The sequence below is a fragment of the Sporosarcina sp. ACRSL genome, assembly GCF_022346605.1.
GTDB lineage: Bacteria > Bacillota > Bacilli > Bacillales_A > Planococcaceae > Sporosarcina.
On record NZ_JAKRNT010000001.1, the window covers coordinates 221,355 to 243,245 of the forward strand.

At 42.9% G+C, this 21,891-nt stretch carries 21 protein-coding genes; 15 read left to right on the forward strand and 6 right to left on the reverse strand.

The annotated features are described in order from the left end of the window. Positions 1-16: 16 nt before the first annotated feature. A complete protein-coding gene (pyc, locus tag MHZ92_RS01295; protein ID WP_239429683.1) occupies positions 17-3,463 on the forward strand; it encodes a pyruvate carboxylase in 3,447 nt (1,148 codons plus the stop codon). Positions 3,464-3,512: 49 nt separating this feature from the next. On the opposite strand, the gene MHZ92_RS01300 is transcribed toward pyc, so the two are convergent. Next, a complete protein-coding gene (locus MHZ92_RS01300; RefSeq protein WP_304649545.1) occupies positions 3,513-4,424 on the reverse strand; it encodes a COX15/CtaA family protein in 912 nt (303 codons plus the stop codon). A 325-nt stretch (positions 4,425-4,749) separates the two neighbouring features. On the opposite strand from MHZ92_RS01300, the gene cyoE reads away from it, so the two are divergent. From cyoE to MHZ92_RS01335, 7 genes are all read left to right on the forward strand, one after another. Beyond that, positions 4,750-5,667, forward strand: a complete 918-nt coding sequence (gene cyoE, locus MHZ92_RS01305) for a heme o synthase (protein ID WP_239429684.1) — start codon at positions 4,750-4,752, stop codon at positions 5,665-5,667. A gap of 99 nt (positions 5,668-5,766) precedes the next feature. After that, a complete protein-coding gene (coxB, locus tag MHZ92_RS01310) occupies positions 5,767-6,831 on the forward strand; it encodes a cytochrome c oxidase subunit II (protein WP_239429685.1) in 1,065 nt (354 codons plus the stop codon). A 31-nt stretch (positions 6,832-6,862) separates the two neighbouring features. Continuing rightward, positions 6,863-8,737: a cbb3-type cytochrome c oxidase subunit I gene (locus MHZ92_RS01315; RefSeq protein ID WP_239429686.1), complete on the forward strand. Its 1,875-nt coding sequence runs from the start codon at positions 6,863-6,865 to the stop codon at positions 8,735-8,737. Then, the gene (locus MHZ92_RS01320) at positions 8,737-9,363 is read left to right on the forward strand and encodes a cytochrome (ubi)quinol oxidase subunit III (RefSeq protein ID WP_239429687.1); all 627 of its coding nucleotides are present in this window, start codon (positions 8,737-8,739) and stop codon (positions 9,361-9,363) included. Before MHZ92_RS01315 ends, MHZ92_RS01320 begins: the two co-directional genes overlap by 1 nt. Position 9,364: 1 nt before the next feature. Beyond that, a complete protein-coding gene (locus MHZ92_RS01325) occupies positions 9,365-9,712 on the forward strand; it encodes a cytochrome C oxidase subunit IV family protein (protein WP_239429688.1) in 348 nt (115 codons plus the stop codon). Positions 9,713-9,845: 133 nt separating this feature from the next. Continuing rightward, positions 9,846-10,763 carry a cytochrome c oxidase assembly factor CtaG gene (gene ctaG, locus MHZ92_RS01330; protein WP_370644549.1) on the forward strand — a complete coding sequence of 306 codons (918 nt, stop codon included), beginning with the start codon at positions 9,846-9,848 and terminating at the stop codon, positions 10,761-10,763. 31 nt (positions 10,764-10,794) lie between these two features. Beyond that, positions 10,795-11,256 carry a DUF420 domain-containing protein gene (locus MHZ92_RS01335; protein WP_239429689.1) on the forward strand — a complete coding sequence of 154 codons (462 nt, stop codon included), beginning with the start codon at positions 10,795-10,797 and terminating at the stop codon, positions 11,254-11,256. A gap of 448 nt (positions 11,257-11,704) precedes the next feature. Here MHZ92_RS01335 and ytvI read toward each other — a convergent pair whose 3' ends face one another. Beyond that, positions 11,705-12,763 (reverse strand): sporulation integral membrane protein YtvI, encoded by a 1,059-nt coding sequence (ytvI, locus tag MHZ92_RS01340; protein WP_239429690.1) that lies wholly within the window; start codon positions 12,761-12,763, stop codon positions 11,705-11,707. 109 nt (positions 12,764-12,872) lie between these two features. Continuing rightward, entirely contained in the window at positions 12,873-13,238 is a 366-nt protein-coding gene (locus MHZ92_RS01345; RefSeq protein WP_239429691.1) for a YugN family protein, read from the reverse strand. Positions 13,239-13,510: 272 nt separating this feature from the next. Between MHZ92_RS01345 and MHZ92_RS01350 the strand changes: the two genes are divergently transcribed. Then, positions 13,511-14,596 (forward strand): CAP domain-containing protein, encoded by a 1,086-nt coding sequence (locus tag MHZ92_RS01350; protein WP_239429692.1) that lies wholly within the window; start codon positions 13,511-13,513, stop codon positions 14,594-14,596. Here the strand turns inward: MHZ92_RS01350 and MHZ92_RS01355 are convergent, their stop codons facing one another. Then, positions 14,597-15,328, reverse strand: coding sequence for an amino acid kinase family protein (locus MHZ92_RS01355; protein ID WP_239429693.1), 732 nt, complete (start codon positions 15,326-15,328; stop codon positions 14,597-14,599). 208 nt (positions 15,329-15,536) lie between these two features. Here MHZ92_RS01355 and MHZ92_RS01360 point away from each other — a divergent pair, with 208 nt between their 5' ends. After that, a complete protein-coding gene (locus tag MHZ92_RS01360) occupies positions 15,537-16,862 on the forward strand; it encodes a Mur ligase family protein (protein ID WP_239429694.1) in 1,326 nt (441 codons plus the stop codon). A 64-nt stretch (positions 16,863-16,926) separates the two neighbouring features. Then, a complete protein-coding gene (locus MHZ92_RS01365) occupies positions 16,927-17,370 on the forward strand; it encodes a YlbF family regulator (RefSeq protein ID WP_239429695.1) in 444 nt (147 codons plus the stop codon). A 79-nt stretch (positions 17,371-17,449) separates the two neighbouring features. On the opposite strand, the gene MHZ92_RS01370 is transcribed toward MHZ92_RS01365, so the two are convergent. Further along, positions 17,450-18,355, reverse strand: coding sequence for a glycerophosphodiester phosphodiesterase (locus MHZ92_RS01370; RefSeq protein ID WP_239429696.1), 906 nt, complete (start codon positions 18,353-18,355; stop codon positions 17,450-17,452). Positions 18,356-18,505: 150 nt separating this feature from the next. Between MHZ92_RS01370 and MHZ92_RS01375 the strand changes: the two genes are divergently transcribed. Then, positions 18,506-18,778 (forward strand): YlbG family protein, encoded by a 273-nt coding sequence (locus MHZ92_RS01375; protein ID WP_239429697.1) that lies wholly within the window; start codon positions 18,506-18,508, stop codon positions 18,776-18,778. 11 nt (positions 18,779-18,789) lie between these two features. Here MHZ92_RS01375 and MHZ92_RS01380 read toward each other — a convergent pair whose 3' ends face one another. Beyond that, a complete protein-coding gene (locus MHZ92_RS01380) occupies positions 18,790-19,182 on the reverse strand; it encodes a DUF7147 family protein (RefSeq protein WP_239429698.1) in 393 nt (130 codons plus the stop codon). Between the two features lie 72 nt (positions 19,183-19,254). Between MHZ92_RS01380 and MHZ92_RS01385 the strand changes: the two genes are divergently transcribed. Genes MHZ92_RS01385 through coaD form a run of 3 tightly spaced genes read left to right on the forward strand, consistent with a single transcriptional unit; the run spans position 19,255 to position 21,711 of the window. Beyond that, positions 19,255-20,673 (forward strand): hypothetical protein, encoded by a 1,419-nt coding sequence (locus tag MHZ92_RS01385; RefSeq protein ID WP_239429699.1) that lies wholly within the window; start codon positions 19,255-19,257, stop codon positions 20,671-20,673. After that, positions 20,670-21,215, forward strand: coding sequence for a 16S rRNA (guanine(966)-N(2))-methyltransferase RsmD (gene rsmD, locus MHZ92_RS01390; protein WP_239429700.1), 546 nt, complete (start codon positions 20,670-20,672; stop codon positions 21,213-21,215). The genes MHZ92_RS01385 and rsmD overlap by 4 nt, the downstream gene beginning before the upstream one ends. Positions 21,216-21,225: 10 nt before the next feature. After that, positions 21,226-21,711 carry a pantetheine-phosphate adenylyltransferase gene (gene coaD / locus MHZ92_RS01395; protein ID WP_239429701.1) on the forward strand — a complete coding sequence of 162 codons (486 nt, stop codon included), beginning with the start codon at positions 21,226-21,228 and terminating at the stop codon, positions 21,709-21,711. Positions 21,712-21,891 lie beyond the last annotated feature (180 nt).

Below are 21,891 nucleotides of genomic sequence, written 5' to 3' on the forward strand. Positions count from 1 at the left end.
AAAAGGAAGTGCTTTTATGGTGGAGAAGGGTCAAATAAAGAAAATCCTCGTAGCAAACCGGGGTGAGATCGCCATTCGTATTTTTCGCGCGTGCACCGAATTGGAGATTCCTACTGTCGGAATTTATTCGGCGGAAGATAGGGGTTCTTTCCACCGTTACAAAGCAGATGAATCCTATTTAGTCGGAGAAGGCAAGAAACCGATCGATGCTTATTTGGATATCGAAGGGATTATCAAGATCGCGAAGTTATCGGGGGCAAATGCAGTCCATCCCGGATATGGTTTCCTTGCAGAAAATGAGGAGTTTGCGCGCAGGCTGGAAGAAGAGGGCATCATTTTCATCGGACCTCAGTCCAAGCATCTCGAAATGTTCGGGGATAAAGTGAAAGCTAGAGAACAAGCGATCAAGGCAGGGATTCCAGTAATTCCCGGCACGGATGGACCAGTAACTTCTGTGAATGAAATTGCTTCATTCGGTGAGAAGTATGGGTACCCGATTATTATTAAAGCGTCGCTAGGTGGCGGCGGCAGAGGTATGCGGATTGTGAATTCTGCCGAAGAAGTGTTTGAAGCATACGAACGAGCGAGGTCAGAAGCGAAGTCTGCTTTTGGTTCAGATGAAGTCTATGTTGAAAAGTACATCAACAAGCCAAAACATATTGAAGTCCAAATATTAGGTGATACATACGGCAATGTAGTTCACTTGTATGAACGTGATTGTTCAATTCAACGTCGTCACCAGAAAGTCGTGGAAATCGCTCCATCCATTTCGTTGGATGATCAGCTCCGTCGTGACATTTGCGAAAGCGCTGTCAAATTGGCGAAAAACATTTCCTATATTAACGCAGGGACCGTAGAATTCCTTGTTGCTGACGGAAAATTCTATTTCATCGAAGTGAATCCGCGTATTCAAGTGGAACACACAATTACTGAAATGGTGACAGGCATTGATATTGTCCATTCGCAGATTCATATTGCGAATGGGGGAAATCTTCACGAAGGGGAAGCAGCCATACCGGCTCAGGAGAACATTCCACTCTTCGGTTATGCAATCCAATCGAGAGTAACAACAGAAGATCCATTGAACGACTTCATGCCTGATACAGGCAAACTGATGGTCTACCGATCAGGTGGAGGCTTCGGTGTACGTCTAGATGCAGGGAATGGCTTCCAAGGGGCTGTCATCACTCCTTACTATGATTCCCTTCTCGTCAAAGTATCTACATGGGGTACTTCTTTTAGGGATGCCGCGGCTAAAATGGACCGTAATCTTCAAGAATTCCGGATTAGGGGAATCAAAACGAATATTCCGTTTCTGGAAAACGTTGTCCGCCATGAAAACTTCCTGACAGGCAATTATGACACTAGTTTCATCGACACGACACCTGAATTGTTTGAGTTCCCTATAAAGAAAGACCGTGGGACGAAAATCTTGAATTATTTAGGTAATGTAACCGTCAACGGTTTTCCGGGTATTGGCAAGCAGTCAAAACCGGTGTTCCATCCGGTAAGGAAACCTGCAGTAGACTTACTCGCACCGCCTGCGCGCGGTACGAAGCAAATATTGGAGGAAAGCGGTCCTGAAGGATTGGTCCAATGGATCAAGGAACAGGATGATGTCCTTCTGACAGATACGACATTCCGCGATGCACACCAGTCATTGCTTGCAACCCGCATCCGCACTTCAGATATAACGAATATTGCTGCTGAGTCTGCAAGGCTCATGCCAGATTTGTTCTCTTTTGAAATGTGGGGAGGAGCGACATTTGACGTCGCCTACCGCTTCTTGAAGGAAGACCCGTGGGAAAGGCTTACGAGGCTACGGGAACAAATCCCTAACGTCTTATTCCAAATGCTATTTCGCGGAGCTAATGCGGTCGGCTATTCAAATTATCCGGACAATGTCATTCGTGAATTCATCAAAACGTCAGCGAAATCGGGAATTGACGTTTTCCGTATATTCGATAGCCTAAATTGGATCAAAGGAATGGAAGTCGCCATCGATGCGACGCGTCAAGCTGGAAAAGTCGCTGAAGCTGCGCTTTGCTACACGGGTGACATTTTAGATGATTCACGGGCTAAATACACCGTTCAATATTATAAGGAAATGGCAAAGGAGCTAGAATCGGCAGGAGCGCATATTCTTGCGCTGAAGGATATGGCTGGACTTTTAAAACCGGAGGCTGCTTATCGGCTTATATCTGAATTGAAAGCGACAGTGGATATCCCGATTCACTTGCATTCTCATGATACAAGCGGAAATGGCATCTATATGTATGCAAAAGCGGTAGAAGCCGGAGTGGATATTGTTGATACAGCGCTCGGTTCAATGGCTGGTTTGACGTCACAACCATCCGCAAGCTCGTTATATTATGCATTGCAATATGGCAAGCGGCAAGTGAAGGCGGACGTCAATGCTCTTGAATCACTCTCCTATTACTGGGAGGACGTGAGGAAGTATTACCAAAACTTCGAAAGCGGTATGGTAGCCCCTCACTCGGAAGTGTATGTTCATGAGATGCCTGGAGGTCAATATTCGAACTTGCAACAACAAGCAAAAGCGGTAGGGCTTGGTGAAAGATGGGAAGAAGTGAAAAGAATGTATTCCCGTGTAAATATGCTCTTCGGGGATGTCGTCAAAGTAACACCTTCGTCAAAAGTAGTCGGTGACATGGCGTTGTTCATGGTGCAAAATGATTTGGATGAAAACTCTGTTATTACACGAGGGCAATCAATCGATTTCCCTGAATCCGTCATCGAGTTTTTTGAAGGCTATATCGGTCAACCGTACGGCGGATTCCCGGAGCAATTGCAGCAAGTCATCTTGAAAGGTAGAAAACCTATAACTGTTCGTCCAGGAGAGCTACTTGAGGATGTTGATTTCCAAGAACTTCTCCTCAAAACGGAAGAACTTCTCGGACACTCTTCCACGATGAAAGACGCTCTTGCATATGCACTCTATCCGAAAGTGTTCGAAGAATATGCAACAATGAAAAAGGAATTTGGCAATATCTCGGTGATCAACACACCGGAATTCCTATTCGGAATGAGGTTAGGCCAAGAAATAGAAGTGGAAATTGAACGAGGAAAGACCTTGATCGTCAAACTCGTTTCGATAGGCGAACCACAAACAGACGGCACACGTATTATTTATTTCGAACTGAATGGTCAGCCGAGGGAAGTCATCATACAAGATATGAATGTACAATCAGATGTAGTCCGTAAACAAAAAGCGGATCCTTCAAATGATTCCCATATTGCAGCGACAATGCCAGGAACGGTATTGCAAGTAGCGGTTTCAAAAGGGGCGAAGGTAAGAAGGGGAGAGCATTTATTAATTACGGAAGCAATGAAGATGGAAACGACGATCCAAGCGCCATTCGACGGAATCGTCAAAGAAATTCATGTATCTTCAGGCGATGCGATATCCACAGGTGATCTCCTACTGGAACTCGAACATTGATTTAAAAAAGCACCCGTTTGAAATTCAAACGGGTGCTTTCATTTTATATTTACTTATGATACTTGCTTCTGGAAACGAGTAGCACCATATACGTCAATAGCCCAAACAAAAGAATAACGAATAATGAGTGAGCCAAGGCGACATAAAGATTCAAACGTGTCATAATGACTGCTGCACCTGCTAATACTTGTAACAATACGAGAATGAAAGCGATGATCCATCCCCAATAAATGACTCTCTGATTTTTATAATGCCGTATTGCATGGATTGCAATAATTCCTAGCCAAATGAAAATCAACGCAGCGGCAGTCCGATGACTCATCTGCACCCACTCCCAGAAGTTGGAGGGTAGCGAAAAGTCGCCGTTTTTACACATCGGCCAGTCGGTACAGCTCAATTCTGATTCGGTATGGCGGACTAGAGCCCCCGTGTACACTACGAAATAAGAGTAGATTGTGACACCAATCGTATGGAATCTTAAAGTCTTGCCTATTGAAAGCCTATCTGCATCAAATTTTTGATCGACTTCAAAGATGAGTAATGTAAGCAGTAATACGGATGCAAAGGAAATGAGCGAAATTCCGAAATGGAGTGCAAGGATAAAATCACCTTGTCCCCAAAGCACCTGTGCCGCACCGATGAGTGCCTGCAAAACCAAAAAGAATATTGCTAGAATTGATAGTAGTTTCGTTTCCCTTTTGTGTCCAATTGCTTTCCAAGACCAAACCGCAAGGATGACAATTAATATACCGACAGTTCCAGTCACGACACGATGTGAGAATTCAATCAACACTTCGGCCGTGATTTCATCCGGTATCAATTGACCGTTACACCCCGGCCAATGCCTCCCGCATCCCATCCCGCTGTCAGTCTTTGTAACGAGTGCCCCGCCTAAAAGAATGAGCAACATCCCGATCGTAGAAGCGACTCCGAACCATTTTAAATATTTATTATATCGCAAACAAGACACCTACTTTAAGAAATGATGACCGTTATGAAAAAAGACCCCGTTTGTTGATGATAGCGAAAAATAGACGAAAAAACAACGCAATTTGACCGAAATGGGCTTTATGATGAGCTTTTTCACAAATTGTTCATAAAAAAGACCCTTTAACTTCACAAAAGGCATAGGGAAATGATTTACTATAGATACGGCGAACAAATTCATAATGACAAATATACTTCACATATCGTGTGAAATTCGGTTTATATATAGAAATCATTACCGAAATTCGATATAGTTAAGTATAGCGGTCCTTGCCGACATCCTTGAAAGGAGGGTACATATGTCAAACGGTCGAGCGATTTCTACATCCGTTGAACCGGATATCGGATCGACTTCCATAATGAAGGATTTTTTAGCACTTATAAAAATTGGCATAGTGAATTCGAACTTGATAACGACATTCACCGGTCTGTTTCTAGCATTTCAATTCACTGGTACTAGTTTCATTGGCAACTTGGATTTACTTTTCTATGGACTATTCGGTACCGGATTGATCATCGCGGGCTCAGCGGCTTTGAACAATCTCATTGATCGGGATATCGATCCTATCATGTCGAGAACGAAATCACGTCCAACGGTCACCGGCAGATTTACAGCACCGGCTGTCTTGGCACTGGCATTCACTTTCATTATCTTAGGCGAAGTGATGTTATTTGCGGCATCACCGGCGGCAGGGCTATGGGGACTTGCAGGTGTGTTCAGCTATGTTGTACTCTATTCAATGTGGTCTAAAAGAAAGCATGTCAGCAATACGGTTGTAGGCAGCATTTCTGGAGCAATTCCACCATTGATCGGTTGGGCGGCTGTAGAACCATCTCTTGGAATGGGTGCATGGGCACTGTTCCTCATTATGTTTGCATGGCAACCACCACATTTTTATGCGTTGGCGATGCGTAGGACGGAAGAATATCGGGCAGCCAATATACCGATGCTTCCAGTAGTGAAAGGTTTTGAAAGAACGAAGAAGTCAATTTTAGGCTGGGTTCTACTTTTGTTCCCCTTGCCATTCCTTCTTCAAGAACTAGGAATTATATTTATTGTACTTGCAACTGTCTTGAATATTGGTTGGTTATATTTGTCGATAAAAGGATTTAAAGTGAAGGACGATTTGAAGTGGGCGACGTCCATGTTCATCTTCTCCTTGAATTACATGACGATCCTCTTTGTCGCAATGATCATTTTCTCGATATTCATCTAACTGATGGAATTCTTTCTTTATTACAGGAATTCATTATAGAGAGGTCAACAGTCCTCGTTAAGAAAATATTTTTTTTAGAAAGAGAGGTATTAGTTAGCGATGATGAAAGGACTCAAAAAATGGCGTCTCTTTTCACTATTGGCTGTACTAACAGTATTCCTTGCAGGGTGTGGACAAGAGGAACTTTCAACTCTTTTGCCTGCAGGACAAGTAGGTCAAGACCAGTTCAACTTGCTATTATTGTCGTCAGGGATAATGTTGCTCGTCATTATCGTTGTTGTAGCAATTTACTTAATCGCGTTAGTCCGTTTCAGACGTTCAAGATTAGGTGAAGATCATATTCCAGAGCAGGTCGAAGGAAGCCATAAATTAGAGCTTATTTGGACCGTTATTCCGATTCTATTAATCTTACTACTCGCTGTTCCGACAGTTTATTATACATATAAACTTGGCGACGTATCAGCGATGGGTGCTGTGGATGACGATGGGAATGCAGAAAATCTAGTTATTGATGTAACAGCGAAACTATACTGGTGGGAGTTTGAATATCCAGAACTTGGTATTGTTACCGCTCAGGAATTAGTAGTTCCTATGGATGAAAAGGTTTACTTCAATTTGATTGCTGCCGACGTGAAACACTCATTCTGGATTCCGGCAGTAGGTGGAAAACTTGATACGAACGTAGAGAACGTAAACAAATTCTACTTAGTATTCGAGAAAGACTCCAAAGATTTAAAAGACGGTGTATTCTATGGTAAATGTGCTGAGCTTTGTGGTCCTTCACATGCTTTGATGGACTTCAAAGTGAAAACGATGCCACGTGCCGAATTTGACAATTGGGTAACTGCAATGCAGGCATCCGCCGATAATCAAGTTGTTGCAAATCCTCAAGGCGAGGAAGTATTCCAACAAAGCTGTATCGGTTGTCACGCGACTTCAGGTGTAGGTGAAACCGGAGCGGTCGGACCTAACTTGGCAACATTCGGGGATCGTAACCGCGTTGCAGGATTTATGGATCATACAAAGGAAGATTTGATCGAATGGATCAAATATCCACAAAAATATAAACCTGGCAATAAGATGCCTGGATTTGCCGATCAGCTTTCCGATCAGGAATTGGATGCATTGGCTGAGTACTTAATGGGATTATCAGTTGAAAAATAATCTTTTGTGATTTTGAGAAGGAGGTAACAAAGTGAGTTCAGTTGCTCAAAAAAAGGGTTTTGGCGCAACGCTATGGGACTGGCTGACTACAGTCGACCATAAGAAGATCGGAATCCTTTACTTCCTTGGGGGCGGATTCTTCTTCGTGCTCGGCGGTATTGAAGCGATGTTAATTCGTTGGCAGCTTCATAAGCCAAATAACGATTTCGTTAGTGCGGGACTATTCAATGACTTGATTACAATGCACGGAACGACGATGATCTTCCTTGCGGCCATGCCTTTATTATTTGGTTTTATGAACGCCATCATGCCTTTGCAAATTGGTGCACGTGACGTTGCGTTCCCATTTGTTAACTCATTAGGATTCTGGATGTTCTTCTTTGGTGGAGTATTCCTTAACATCTCTTGGTTAGTAGGTCAAGTTCCGGATGCAGGATGGACTTCTTACGCATCACTTGCAATTGCTTCGGAAGGCCATGGTATTGACTTCTATGCAATCGGGCTTCAAATTGCAGGGGGCGGTACGTTAATGGCGGGGATTAACTTCCTCGTAACGATCATTAATATGCGTGCGCCAGGTATGACGTACATGCGTATGCCTTTGTTTACATGGACGACATTCGTAGCGTCTGCGATGATTTTGTTCGCTTTCCCTCCACTAACTGTCGGTCTATTCTTCTTGACGTTTGACCGGATGTTCGGAGGTAACTTCTTTGATCATACGATGGGTGGTAACACGATTATTTGGGAGCATATTTTCTGGATTTTCGGTCACCCTGAAGTTTATATTCTAATTTTGCCTGCTTTCGGTATATTCTCGGAGATCTTCCCGGTATTTGCCCGTAAGCGCCTCTTCGGATACTCATCAATGGTGTTCGCGACTATTTTGATTGGTTTCTTAGGATTCATGGTTTGGGCTCACCATATGTTCACAGTAGGTCTAGGACCGACAGCGAACGCAATCTTTGCCGTTGCTACAATGGCGATTGCCGTTCCGACAGGAGTTAAGATCTTCAACTGGCTATTGACCATGTGGGGCGGAAGCATCAAAGTCACGACTCCGATGCTTTATGCACTTGGTTTCATTCCATCCTTTACAATGGGTGGGGTAACGGGTGTCATGCAAGGTGCGGCTCCGCTTGACTATCAATTGCACGACTCTTATTTCATCGTAGCTCACTTCCACTACGTTATTGTCGGTGGTGTTGTATTCGCAATCTTGGCCGCAACTCATTACTGGTGGCCAAAAATGTTCGGTACAATGTTAAATGAAACACTTGGTAAAGTAACGTTTTGGTTCTTCTTCCTAGGTTTCCATATGACATTCCTTATTCAGCACTGGCTTGGATTCTGGGGAATGCCACGCCGTGTTTGGACGTTCATGGACGGTCAAGGATGGAACTTGGCAAACTTAATTAGTACAATCGGTGCGTTTATGATGGCGATCGGTGTTATTGTACTCGTGATCAACGTCATTATTACTTCCGTCAAGAATGTTAGAGTTGGAAACGACCCATGGGGTGATGGACGTACGCTTGAATGGGCCATCGAGTCTCCGCCGGTTTACTACAACTTTGCTGCAACTCCACTCGTACGTGGACTAGATACAGTCTACATCGAGAAGATGGAAGGCAATGAATCAGGGATTACACCAGCTGAACCGATCAAAGATATTCATATGCCGAACGGATCTTTCATTCCGTTCCTTATGACACTTGGACTTTTCATTGCAGGGTTTGGTGCGATGTATCGTACTGAAACTGAATGGGGTCTACCTGTTCTGATCTTCGGTCTATTCTTTACATTTGTTTGCATGGCAGCACGTTCATTGAAAGATGACACTGGATACTATGTTAAAAAAGAAGAGATTCTCCGTGATATGAAACGTAAAGGGGGTCAAAACTAATGGATTTGAACAAAAAATTCACCCCTGAAACTTGGCCCGACCATCCGGAAAGGGCGACGCTTGAAGCGAAAAACAAGTTTGTTGGTTTCTGGTTGTTCCTTGGTGGAGAGACAATTCTTTTCGCTACGTTGTTCGCAACATATGTTGCGTTGAAAAACTCAGGTCCTAGCGGTTTTGGATTCTCGACACAAGAACTTTATGAATTGCCGCTCGTATTTGTTATGACGATGTTGCTTTTGACATCCTCGTTAACGAGTGTGTTCGCTATGTATCATCTGCGTAACTATAACTTTAAGAAAATGCAGTTATGGCTTGCCGTTACAGCATTTTTAGGACTTGGCTTCCTGATCCTTGAAGTGTATGAGTTCTCGCATTATGCACAACTTGGCTTCACATTTAACAACAGTGCCTTCAGTTCCGCGTTCTATACGCTTGTCGGAACACATGGTTTCCACGTTGCTGTAGGTCTAGTGTGGATTACATTGTTGATTTTCCGTAATGCAAAACGCGGTCTGAACCTTTACAATGCAACGAAGTACTATACATTCTCATTGTACTGGCACTTTATCGACGTTGTTTGGGTATTCATCTTCACTGTAGTCTACTTGATGGGAGTGATAGGTTAAGATGGCAGACATCCAAGTTTACAAACGGACACCGGCCGAGCAAAAACTCGCACAAAGACGTGCGAAGCAATCGATGCGAAGTCAGGTCATGATGTTTTCGCTAATGATCTTCCTGACACTTGTTTCATTTTCGATGGTTGTCGCTTATCAAGCCGGAGTTGCAGGGTTCTCCAAGTATTTCATCATTCCGATGGTAATGCTTTTCGCGGCTGTTCAAGTCGCTTTGCAACTGTATTATTTCATGCATATGAATGAAAAAGGACATGGCGTTCCTCAAATGTTCATGTTCACAGGAGCTCTTTTAGGCTTCCTGATCCCGTTAACATTCGTTACCATCGTTTGGTGGTAATCAATTACGAAAAGCCTGTGGATTTTTCCACAGGCTTTTTCTTCTAAATTTGAGGAATGTCATTGTTCGTTCATTGTGTTCGCGCTATGTTCGTTTTATAATAGGTGAAGATACACATAAAGGAGCGATGGCAATGATGCCTTTCAGCATATTTGGGTTTCGAGCATTATGGAGTCCCTACTTTTTCATAACGGTCGTACTGCTCGTCGTATTATATTTTCTGTTGACCAAAAAATGGCGACACTGGTTTGAAGGGACGGAGCCTGTAACCAAAAGAGAAATAAGTTATTTCATAGCTTCTATGGTGCTTCTTTACATCGTCAAAGGTTCTCCGATGGACTTGATTGGACATATACTATTTTCCGTACATATGTCGCAAATGGCGCTTCTGCTATTAGCGGTTGCCCCGTTAATGATTATCGGGATTCCAAATTTTATCTGGAAAAAGGTATTCAGTGTAAAAATCATTGATAAAACTGTTAGACTTCTAACTAAGCCGATTATTAGCTTGCTGATTTTCACACTTGCATTTTCCATGTACCACTATCCAACGATTTTGGATACTATTAAATTGAGCGTATTTTTACATTCAATCTTTACTATTACTGTGTTTTTAGCTGCCTTAGTGTTATGGTGGCCGATTGTGAATACATTGGAAAGTCATCCTCAATTACATGGATTGAAGAAAATCGGATACGTCATTTTAAGTGCACTTCTCGTGACGCCTGCCTGTGCCTTAATCATTTTTGTTGATGTACCGGTATATGAAACATATAGCAGTGGGGAAGCATGGCTAAAGGCAATGGCGCTCTGTGTGCCTGCGGGAACTTTGGCTGGCTTATCGATTTCTGGACCTGAATTGTTTACGAATATGCCGACTGTATACGATCAGCAATTAGGCGGTATCGTGATGAAAATCATACAGGAATTGATTTACGTTGTAGTCCTCGGGAAACTTTTTATTAATTGGTATCGTGAGGAACAATCGAATGCTGATGAAATTACAGAAAGAGCTCTTCTGGAAAGACAAAAATTTGAAATGAATAGATGATGTCATTCATTGATTGAGGGAGTATCATTTTATGAACGTTCCTTTTTTACCAACCTTGAGTACTTTTTTCATCGTCTTATCGGCTGTCCTTGTAGCAGTCGGTTGGAGTCTGATTAAAAAGAAGAACATTGCGGCGCATAAGAAGACGATGATTGCTGCCGCTGTCTCAGCAGTCCTGTTCTTTATCATCTATGTGTCCCGTACAATTTTTATTGGCAATACGGCGTTTGGCGGACCTGAACATTTGAAGGTGTATTACACAGTCTTCCTGATTTTTCATATAATCCTTTCAACGACAGGCGCTGTCTTAGGGATTATGACAATCAATTGGGGATTGAAAAATAAGCTTGAAAAACACCGCGAAATTGGACCTGTCACAAGCATCGTATGGTTTTTCACTGCCATTACGGGTGTTGCAGTCTACTTACTGCTCTATGTCTTTTACAAAGGCGGCGAAACAACCTCCGTGTTCAAAGCCATTTTGGGCTATTAATTCGTGATAGAATAACTGAAGCTCTAGGTAGTGGACTTGTATATTATCTGAAGCACCGTTGATTGAAGTGGAAGGCGGCGACTCCTGCGAAAGCCGTCACGAAGAACGGCTTTTGCGAGCAAAAGCGAAGCGTTGCGAGCACATCTTGGCCCTACCGTCACGAAGAACGGCTTTTGCGAGCAAAAGCGAAGCGTTGCGAGCACATCTTGGCCCTACTGTCACGAAGAACGGCTTTTGCGAGCACATTTTGGCCCTAGCGTCGCTAAGAACGGCTTTTGCGAGCAATAGTTTTCTGCGACTCTAAGAGAGCAGAATATGGCTGCCTTAATTTCTGCAAAAGGCGCAGAAATACGGCAAATCGAACCCTTCGCTGTTCGATTGGAAAGCGTCCGCCTGAAACGGAAATCAACAGTATTAGAGAACGCGTTCCCTATATGGGAGCGCGTTTTCAAATTTTAAAATTGAGTTTGATGATGCCTGCTTCGCGGGCTGTAATAAACAGTATGACAATCATCGGACCGATGAATAACCCTAAAACGCCGAACAATTTTAACCCTACGAACATCGCGATCAGTGTTGGAAGAGGGGCTAAGCCGATCTGATTGCCCATCATTTTCGGTTCGATTGTCCTTCGGATAATCATTAGAACTGCTGCCAACACAGCCAATTTTGTCCCCATGCCGAAATCTCCACTGACATAATGGTATAACGACCAAGGCACAAGAATGATGATACCTCCTAAAATTGGGAGGATATCAATCACCCATATAATTATCGACATAACAAGAGCATACTTAGGAGCGATGGTGAGTAAACCTACGAAGGTCACTGCGAGAATAATTAAACTGACAAGCAATTGAGCTTTTATGAAACCGATAACGACAGAGTTCAACTTCACTGTCATATACCGTACTTTTTTCGCAGTCTCATCCGTGAAATGTCTGAACACCATCTTCTTCAATTCAGGCAATTCAAGCATGAAAAGGAAAAGGGCAATCATGTAAAAGATTAAGCTAACGAGGAAATTCGGAATTTCAGAAGCAAGTGCAACAATTTTGTCCGAATTGAATACTTCTAGAAGCGAGTTTTTGAATGACTCTAAAATATCATTAAAGCTGCCTTGTGCCGATTTCACAACATCGTTAGGCAATGCGGACGTATAGACGAGCAGTTTATTTTGAAAATCGATCCAGACACCTGAGAGCTTGTTTACATAGTCGGGAGCTGCTTTCGTAAATTTAATAAGTCTACCTATTAATGAAGTGACGGTATAATAGATGGCTGCCGCCAGAATAGCCATAATGAAAATATATACGGAAATAACCGCCACATTGCGTTTCCATTTAAACTTCACTTGGGTCAACTTAACAAGCGGCTCGAATAGAAGAGCGGTGAAGAGGGCTAATATGATTGGAACAGAGACCGGTAGTATAAATATAAAAATTAAAATGACTATTATAAGCAAAGTGAAAAGCACTATATTCCTTTTTGTAAGCCATCGAGCCAATGTCATTCCTCCAGATTGATAATTACTCACAGTATAACCAAAAATCTGAAGAATAAATGGAAAAAAAAGCCGAAGAACAAAAAGTTCCTCGGCTTTCATGATCTACTGCTTATTTTGTTAAAACGAACGGTTTCAAATCTTCCATGACAGCTTTAAGTGTAGCTTCACAATCTTTCACAAGACCTGCAGGGAAGTGCTCGTCCTCTCCATATTCAACGCCGTGCGGATAATAGTGCTTACCGATGACCGGTTTTTTAAGGTGCATAGTTGCTTCTCCAGAACCAACGTCTCCGTCGGGAGTGAAACCGAATACGCGCAAGTAGTAAGTTCCTTCTTTAATTACGTATTTCTTATCATATGACACACGTTCGTAGTCCCATTGTTCAGCACGTACGAGATCGTGTTTCAGCATGATTTCGTCAAGTACTGTCAAATCGGCAACAATGCCTTCAATACCTGTATTTTCGATATACATAGTTCAAAGTCCTCCTTCATATTCATCCAGTCAAATGCCTATACTTAATTATCATAGAACAAATTAGAGTTAGTTGCAATGACAACATTGTGTCATGAGAACTCCTACATAGTAGATTGAGAGTCTTTCAGAGTAAGGCACGTAAATATTGTGTGAAGAACGTCTTTTCTTACTTGAAATTCACACTCGTTGACTTATACTCAAATTAATACGATTTAATACGTTTGGCGACTTCATAGTTTTACAACATATTTAGAAGGTAGGCGAGAAGTGTGAAAGTATTATGGAAAATAGCATTATTGCTCATTGTCCTTCTCGCATTGATTTATTTCATGGGAAGCCGGATTACGGAAAATGAACCGCTCCAATCTCCAGTTAAGCATGGAACAGCAATACCTGCTGCGGATAAGGAAATTGTTGAATTGACGACGGGGCCTAAAAGGCCTGAAAAGGGGCTGTCCACTTTTGTCGGGGAATCATCCGAAAAACTGATCGAAGCTATGGGTGAGCCTGACAGGATTGAACCATCCGCTTATGGTTATGAATGGTGGGTGTATACGAAAGATATACAAATGATGGCAGGGGTAGAAGAGGGCATTGTCAATCAAGTTTTCAGTGCTGATGAAAATTCTGACTTGTCGCCAATATCGATCGGTCAAAATATTAATGAGGTATTCCGTTTTTCCATTATCGAATCCGAAGTGAATGTGATATTGGATAAAAATATTTATACATTTACGTTGAACAGTCAAGATTTGAAAGATCGAATCCTGCTTAAATATGAAAATCTGTTTGCGCAAGTGTATGTTGATTCCGTAGATGAAATGATTGAAGGCGTTCGATTCATCGATCCGAAAACGCTCGTCATCCATCAACCGTACGACATGGAATTTATGGGGGAATTAGTACCAGTCCGTCAACCTTCGTCAACCGCGCAAAAGGAAGTCGACCGTTCAATGGAAAGGCAAATTATTGAGTTGACGAATATGTATCGGCAGCATCACGGCGTACATCAGCTTGAAAATGATTATTGGTTATCATTGCTCGCTCAAAATCATAGTAAGGACATGGCAATTGAAAATTATTTTTCTCATGAGTCCCCCTCAGCCGGGAACTTGTCGGAGCGCTTGAAAAGCTTAGGAATCGAACATAAAAAAGCGGGAGAGAATATCGCCGCCAATTATGTGGATGCAATTGAAGCAGTCCATGGCTGGCTGAATTCTCCCGCGCACCGTAGTGTTTTGCTGGATTCGGATGTGACCGAAATTGGTACAGGGGCATACGGAAAGTATTATACACAAGTACTAATCAAATCTGACAAGAAAGACAAAACGAACTCGAATTTTTTACAAAAATGATCATGGAAGTATCCAAGTCCCTTTTTCATCAGAAGTGATGCCTCTCACATAGAGAGGTATCGCTTTTTTCATTGCGTAAATTGCTGCGCGCCGTTGAATGACAGGGCGCTCTGTTTCCAGGAGGGGCAACAGCTGTTGAATGTTCATTACATCCATTTTCTTGGCATCTCCACCATTGCGGGGGTCGCTAGTCATAACACCTGGAACGTCTTTGAAAAACTCTACATGTGAGGCACGTAGAGCCCCGCCGAGTGCGATAGCTGTCAAATCACTGCCACCTCTACCGATTGTCATCACTTGGCCCATTTCATTAATTCCTTGGAACCCAGGAACAATCACACAACCGGTCTCACGCAGACTGTCAACAATCATTGTCGGATCGATATCACTAATCGTTCCATCCCCGAAATCACCTGATGTCCAAATGCCTGCTTGTATGCCGTGCAGTATTCTGTTCGGGACGCCTGCCTCTTCCAGCTCGGCTGATAGGATGGCTGATGCAATAAGTTCTCCACAAGATGCGGCAAGATCACTGGCAGCTTTAGAGTGGATGAATGCATCCGTGAGTCGAAGCAATGAATCAGTGGAGTATGGTTCATCTCCTCTTCCAATTGCCGAAACGACTACGACGACATTTTGATGCACTTCCAATCCTGACTTAATGTGATCGATGCATACTTTTCGTGTTTGTTTGTCTTTCATTGCCACTCCGCCAAATTTTTGAACTATCATACAAGCTCCCAACTTTCTTCGTGTCGTTCGTTCACTTTCCTTCATACGATAAAGTATGGTTCGCTCTCAATATATTCGCTATTCATGAAATTTGTTCGGGAAGGGGTGGGGGCAACTGATACTATCTGAGATTTTAAAAGATTGGCCCTGCACGGTTTTGGGAAGTGTTGGTGTTCCAATTTACGGCATTACGGAGAGGTCTGGAAATGTGAAGGAGGGATATATTTTCGTCGCGAGGAAAGGAGCGCGCGATGATGGTATTTTGCATGTCCAAGAAGCAATTGAACGAGGAGCAATTGCAATTGTCATCGATCGTAATATGGATGTGAATTTCGATTCGACAAATGAAATAACGCTAATCATTGTTCCGGATGGAAGAAGATTCATTTCACATGCGAGTGCGAAGTTAGCAGGGAATCCATCTGAATCAGTGACGATTATTGCAGTGACGGGCACGAACGGAAAAACGACTGTTACTCATTTCATCGGTCAATTATTAGGGATGCTCGGTAAACAGGCAGCTGTCATCGGAACGACTGGTCTGTTCATGAATGGCGAGAAAATCTATCTCGATCTTCCGGATATGACGACACTGCCAGCAGAGTATCTTCATCCACTCCTAAAGAAATGTGTAGATGATGGCATGGAGTATGTTGTCATGGAGGCCTCCTCTCTAGGGCTCTCCACTTCTAGATTGGACCATTGTAAAATCGATATCGGTGTATTCTTGAATATTGGAGTCGATCATTATGAAGAGCATGGCAGCAAGGAAGCTTATGTTGCTGCTAAAAAGAGACTGACGACGATGGCGAGAAACCTAATTGTCAATGCGGATGATCGACAATGTGTAGAGCTTGTGAATGGAACGGATAGACCGGTCCACTTTTTTAATGAGTGGATGGTGGCGGGAGAGCCGGTGCCTTACAGTTTATACCGAATCCCATTACCGGGGAGACACAATCGGTTAAACGCACTTGCAGCTGTCACTGTCTTGCATTTACTCGGTTATGACCAGTTTGATATTTTGCCGCTTTGCAGTTTGCTTACCTTGCCGGAAGGCAGGTTACAACGGATCGATGGTGGTGATGTGACGGTCTTTATCGACTATGCCCATACTCCCGATGCACTTCAAACGGTTTTGGCTTCTCTGACAGAAGAATCTACCGGGGAGCTGATTACTGTATTTGGTTGCGGGGGTAATCGAGACCGTGGAAAACGGCCTCAAATGGGAAAGATAGCCTCGACGTATTCAACAAAAGTATTTATCACCTCGGATAACCCAAGGGATGAAGAGCCAGCTTCTATTATTGAAGAAATTTTGGCCGGAATTTGCTCTGAAGATGATAAGGTCATTGTGGAGCTGGATCGAAGAAGGGCAATCGAACATGCAGTCCGTTATGCAAAAGAAGGGGATATCGTTTTAATTGCAGGGAAGGGGCATGAGAAAACACAGCAGATCGGTCATGAACTTTTTACATTTTCGGATTATGATGTGGCGGAAATTGCATTGCGCAATAAGCATAAAATAAAATAGGGCGAAATAAATGCACATCGCGCACTTTTTTTGGTATGATTAGTTGGAATGGAGGGAAAGCACTATGATGATGACAGATGAATGGATGTCAATCATTGAGCAATCAGAAATACTCTCCGACATGTTGCTCTCTTCCGAAATCATACAAGAGTATAGAAGAGCGAATCATGCCGTTTATTCCGACAAATCGTTGGCTAAAGCGATCTATGATTTTACCAATATGAAGGAGCGTTACGAAGAAGTGCAACGTTTCGGCAGATACCATCCTGACTATAAGACAGTCATGAAAGATATACGTATACAAAAAAGGGAATTGGATATGAATGAGCAGGTCGCCGCTTTGCGTATTGCGGAGAACGATGTGCAAAACCTTTTGAATGAAATTAGCACAATCATTGCAAGGGCGGTGTCCGATTCAGTCAAAGTCCCGACAGGTGATGGATTCTTTTCGGATTCATCTTGTGGGGGAAGTTGCGGTACGGGTGGAGGCTGCTCTTGTTCCGCGTAATGAAGCTAATCATATGGGAAATAATAAACGGTTGCTCGTTTTCAAAGAGCAACCGTTTTCTTATAATCGAAGCCTCGTCTTATGAATGTTGTTGGATGACTTCCATTGCATGTCCCGGCTCGTCAGTGATAAATCCAGCAGCCCCGGCATTCAAAAGCTTTTCAAACGTATCCCTATCATTGACTTGAGTGTAGTAAACAGGGACGTTTAAATTAGAAAGGAAAGTAATAAAACTTTCTGTGTTCATTGGAAACAGACCCAACTTTTCAGGTATGCAAAACAAATCGGCACGTGGATTGTATAAATGTCCGAATTTGCTTGAATAAGCCGCATACGCTTTTTTCACTTCATCGTTCCCTGCTGCCGTAGCTACTTTATGTTGAGCGTAAAGATTAAAACGGTCTGTCTGCTCATCAAATGCGCTCGTGACGATTACACGTTCCTCCGCTCCGGTTTCTTCCAAGAGGCGCCATAGCTTCGAAGGCATAAGACTGCCTTCATATGTATCCGGCGAGTCCTTCAGATTGATAACAATCAACATATGCGGATAAGCGACCAATAGTTCGCGTAAACTGATGATGGTCTCTCCTTTATTACGAAAAGGGAAGTTCCCTTCCTCATCCTCGAACATATATCCTGCATCTGCTCTTTTTAATTCATGTAACGTATAATCCGAAATCCTACCGGAAAAATCGGTCGTCCGATCTGCAGTTTCGTCGTGGAAGAGGACGATTTCTTCATCTTTCGTCAGACGGATGTCAACTGCAAATCCATGGACTCCTAGCTCCGCAGATTTTGAAAAAGCTGCCATCGTATGTTCAGGAGCGTTTTTCATTCCACCGCGATGCGAAAGAACGACCGGGTCTTTGAATTCAAGTGCTTCTTTCTGAGGGCGAGGTTGTGGTTTTGCCACTACTTTCGTTGCTGCCCAGGCGGCTACACCGGCTGCTCCGACAGTAAGAGCCACTTTCGTTTTTCTTCCCATTTTCGTATCCTCCTTTTCGATAATTGATTTACAAAAGTTACTATGTTCTTTCCCCATTATAGGGGAAAGAACGGAAGATGTCAGCAATGTTCGGTTGCAGCTCAATTCCCGATTATGGTATTGTATGGGATAGGAAAAGAGGGGAAAATCATGATTGATCGACAAGGGATAATTGTATATCTCCATCATTTGAAACAGGCCAAATCATTAAGAAAGTATGGCCATGTTCACTATATCTCTAGAAAAATGAAATATGTCGTCCTTTATTGTGATCAAGTGGACGTTGACGATACCATCCGGAAACTTGAACGTCTTCCATCCGTTAAAAAGGTATTGCCATCCTATCGGCCGTTCGTTAAGACGGAATATGAAAACGCTAAACCTGACAAAGCGAAGGAATACGATTATAAAATCGGTCTTTAATAATCATAACTTCATTTCAATGGCGGAACGAGATGATTAAGTCGTAGGATTCCCGTTATATACTGGTAGAACAGTTTGGTGTCGGCAAATTCGGAAGAATGCTTAAGGTTAATGTAAACCGGTTCCTGGCCATTTTGAATGGAAGCTTCTTCGAAAAGGAGTCTTCTCTTCGATTTGGATTCACCGGTTTGTTTAATGCCTTCCCTGCATATGTAAATCGGCATGAAATTGCTCTCTCCAGCAGGATGGAAGGCAGCTGCCAAGGAGATCGCTTGTCCGCCCTGAGTGTTTGAAGAAAAGATGAAGGTTCTATGCAGACGATGCTCGTTTGTTCCCAATAGCTCTATGAGCTCATAGACGTCGCCATATCCTTCACCTAATTCAATGAAATACTGTTGTAACATTCATGACACTACCTTTCTCCATCGGAATATAGTTCATCATATCATAATAACGCTTGCAATGAGGTGCAGCAATTGAAGATCATACTCCGCATTGTCGGACTATTAATCATTTTAAATTCCGTTTTGCTCTATATGCATTATAGTCAAATGGCAGATGCAAGCGGAACGTCTCATAAGGAATCCCGATATGTCCAAGAGATTGAGGTCATCAATCGAGAAGACGCTCTATTTGTTAAACATCATTTTCGTAATTTGGATCATGGCCGCCATGAACTCGTTTTTCCTATAGAAAGCCGTAATCGTGCCTGCTTACTGGAAACTGAATCTTCCTGCTCGCGGTTCAATGAAAATGTTACAGCAATCTTGGAAGGAGAGGAGAACGAGCAATCCATCTCCTATGAAATTCCGAAATCCGGACATTTCGAAAGCAGAAAGCTTTTTAAGGAACCGTTTGCTGTATTACGAAATGCAAAACCTGATTCTACTATTTTACATATGACGGATGAAAGTGGAATTGGTGGAATGTGGGTAAGTGGACTCGAGATGGTCGGATTTAAAAAGATGGACATGGTTGACTATACAATGTTCAAAGGGAATGGCAAAGTTACGGATCTTTACTGGCAACGAAATTCCTTGCCCCAGGTCTATAAAGGAGATCGACTGTCGATATTCGGGAATTCAATCGACAACGAAGTTGCGGAAGAATTGCACGATCGTTTAGTGGAACTGGGCGCTCAACATATTGCCATCGTTCTAGATCCACAAGGAAAACCGCTACAATCCAGCCGATTCTTAATTAGCGAAAGGCCCGTGACAGAACTAACCGATGCAGTGTTGGAAAGTGGTGTCCGCTCACTATACGCAATTCCAGGAAATGAACAGCTCGTAGCCGGTCTCATAGCCTCAATTTACATTGATGCACCGATTGGTACAGAGCGCGCAAAAGCCGTATTTGAATCGTTAAAACATTCTTTGACTACAACTCAATACGAAATGGTGAGATCCCGATTGGCCGAGCAGAAAGGTGAACGCCTCAATGCAGCTGCTTTGGATGAAGTAATTGGAGAGGTTTCCGGATGGAAGACTTCCTTCGTTCAAAAGAACGTCGAAGGGAACTATCCTTTCTTATTGGAGGACAGTAGAACAGTCCATATGAACGGGGAAGCCCAAGAAGACATTCAAGTTGTGATTAAGGACAAGCAAACACTGTATCCTGCCAATAAATTGTTAACAAGAAATGGTTATTCAATGTCGTCAAATGAAAGTTCAATCTATATTGAAAACGAAAACGAGAAATTCAGATTTTCGTTGCGCGATCCTTTCTATGTATTGAATGAAAAGCGTTATGAATTGCGTGAAAGACCTTATGTACTCATTGGCAATGAATACTATTTTGAGGAGGACGCATTAAGACGTCTTTTCCAATTATCCATTCAAAAAAATGAAGAGACGATTGTCGTAACATCTTTAGCGGGAGGGGAATCATCATGAGGGTCGTATCCGGATCTAGAAAAGGAACTCCATTAAAATCTTTACCAGGAAATTTGACGAGACCTACTTCCGATAAGGTGAAGGAATCGATTTTCAATATGATCGGTCCTTATTTTGACGGTGGCGTTGCCGTGGAGCTGTTCGGTGGCAGCGGCTCACTGTCTATCGAATCATTGTCAAGAGGGACGGATGAGGCGTACATTTTCGAAAAAAATCCGAAAGCATGCTCAATCATTCGTGAAAATGTGGAGAAATGCCGTTTTACTGATAACGTACATATTATTAGAAATGACGCAAGAAACGCTGTCCGAGCATTGCCATCCGGCATTAAGATAGATCTTCTTTTCATTGATCCGCCGTATGCCGAAACGAAATTCTATGATTTAGCGGAGACGATCGCGCAAGCGGGACTGTTGTCTGAGGAAGCAATCATCATATGTGAACATGACAAGCATTTGACGTTGCCGGATGCCTATGGTGATTATGAAAAGACGAAAAACCCGATCTACGGAAACAGTGCAATCTCCATTTATATGAAATGAGGTATCATCTATGACGAAAATAGCAGTTGTACCTGGAAGCTTTGATCCGATTACGAATGGTCATCTTGATATAATTGAACGGGCTGCCAAAGTGTTTCCGGAAGTACGGGTGGCTGTCATGAATAATTCATCCAAAAATCCGTTATTTACAGTGGAAGAACGAATGGCACTGATCAGCGCCGTTACATCTAAATTTCCGAATGTCATTATCGATTCTTCATCCGGCCTTTTAATTGATTACGCGCGCAGCGTAAAAGCTTCTGTCATCGTTCGCGGATTGCGTGCAATTTCCGATTTTGAATATGAAATGCAGATCACGTCCATGAACCGGATGCTTGACGAAAGTATTGAAACCTTTTTCGTCATGACGAAAAATCAGTATTCATTTCTAAGTTCAAGTATTGTGAAAGAAGTTGCACGGTACGGAGGCGATATATCCCTCCTCGTCCCTCCCGAAGTAGAAAAAGCTTTGCAAGAAAAATATGAAGGAAAATAAAATAATATAAACAGGGATATTTTTTCAGCCTGATTGAAAACGCTTGTCAAGGAAGGCAACCTAAGAGCGCCACGTCCTGTGGCGACGGTTGCATGACTCGCCTCCTGCGAGCCCGCGCGAAGTGGAGCGAAGACGCGAATAGAACTAAAGTTCATGAGCGAACGAGCGACACGAGCAACA

Excerpts from the sequence above, each read along its gene's own strand:
- MHZ92_RS01335 (WP_239429689.1), top strand. The coding sequence starts at position 10,795 with ATGAACGTTCCTTTTTTACCAACCTTGAGTACTTTTTTCATCGTCTTA.
- MHZ92_RS01365 (WP_239429695.1), top strand. The coding sequence starts at position 16,927 with ATGATGATGACAGATGAATGGATGTCAATCATTGAGCAATCAGAAATA.
- MHZ92_RS01370 (WP_239429696.1), bottom strand. The coding sequence starts at position 18,355 with ATGGGAAGAAAAACGAAAGTGGCTCTTACTGTCGGAGCAGCCGGTGTA.
- coaD (WP_239429701.1), top strand. The coding sequence starts at position 21,226 with ATGACGAAAATAGCAGTTGTACCTGGAAGCTTTGATCCGATTACGAAT.
- MHZ92_RS01380 (WP_239429698.1), bottom strand. The coding sequence starts at position 19,182 with ATGTTACAACAGTATTTCATTGAATTAGGTGAAGGATATGGCGACGTC.
- cyoE (WP_239429684.1), top strand. The coding sequence starts at position 4,750 with ATGTCAAACGGTCGAGCGATTTCTACATCCGTTGAACCGGATATCGGA.
- MHZ92_RS01320 (WP_239429687.1), top strand. The coding sequence starts at position 8,737 with ATGGATTTGAACAAAAAATTCACCCCTGAAACTTGGCCCGACCATCCG.
- MHZ92_RS01355 (WP_239429693.1), bottom strand. The coding sequence starts at position 15,328 with ATGATAGTTCAAAAATTTGGCGGAGTGGCAATGAAAGACAAACAAACA.
- ctaG (WP_370644549.1), top strand. The coding sequence starts at position 9,846 with ATGATGCCTTTCAGCATATTTGGGTTTCGAGCATTATGGAGTCCCTAC.
- pyc (WP_239429683.1), top strand. The coding sequence starts at position 17 with ATGGTGGAGAAGGGTCAAATAAAGAAAATCCTCGTAGCAAACCGGGGT.
- coxB (WP_239429685.1), top strand. The coding sequence starts at position 5,767 with ATGATGAAAGGACTCAAAAAATGGCGTCTCTTTTCACTATTGGCTGTA.
- rsmD (WP_239429700.1), top strand. The coding sequence starts at position 20,670 with ATGAGGGTCGTATCCGGATCTAGAAAAGGAACTCCATTAAAATCTTTA.
- MHZ92_RS01375 (WP_239429697.1), top strand. The coding sequence starts at position 18,506 with ATGATTGATCGACAAGGGATAATTGTATATCTCCATCATTTGAAACAG.
- MHZ92_RS01345 (WP_239429691.1), bottom strand. The coding sequence starts at position 13,238 with ATGTATATCGAAAATACAGGTATTGAAGGCATTGTTGCCGATTTGACA.
- MHZ92_RS01325 (WP_239429688.1), top strand. The coding sequence starts at position 9,365 with ATGGCAGACATCCAAGTTTACAAACGGACACCGGCCGAGCAAAAACTC.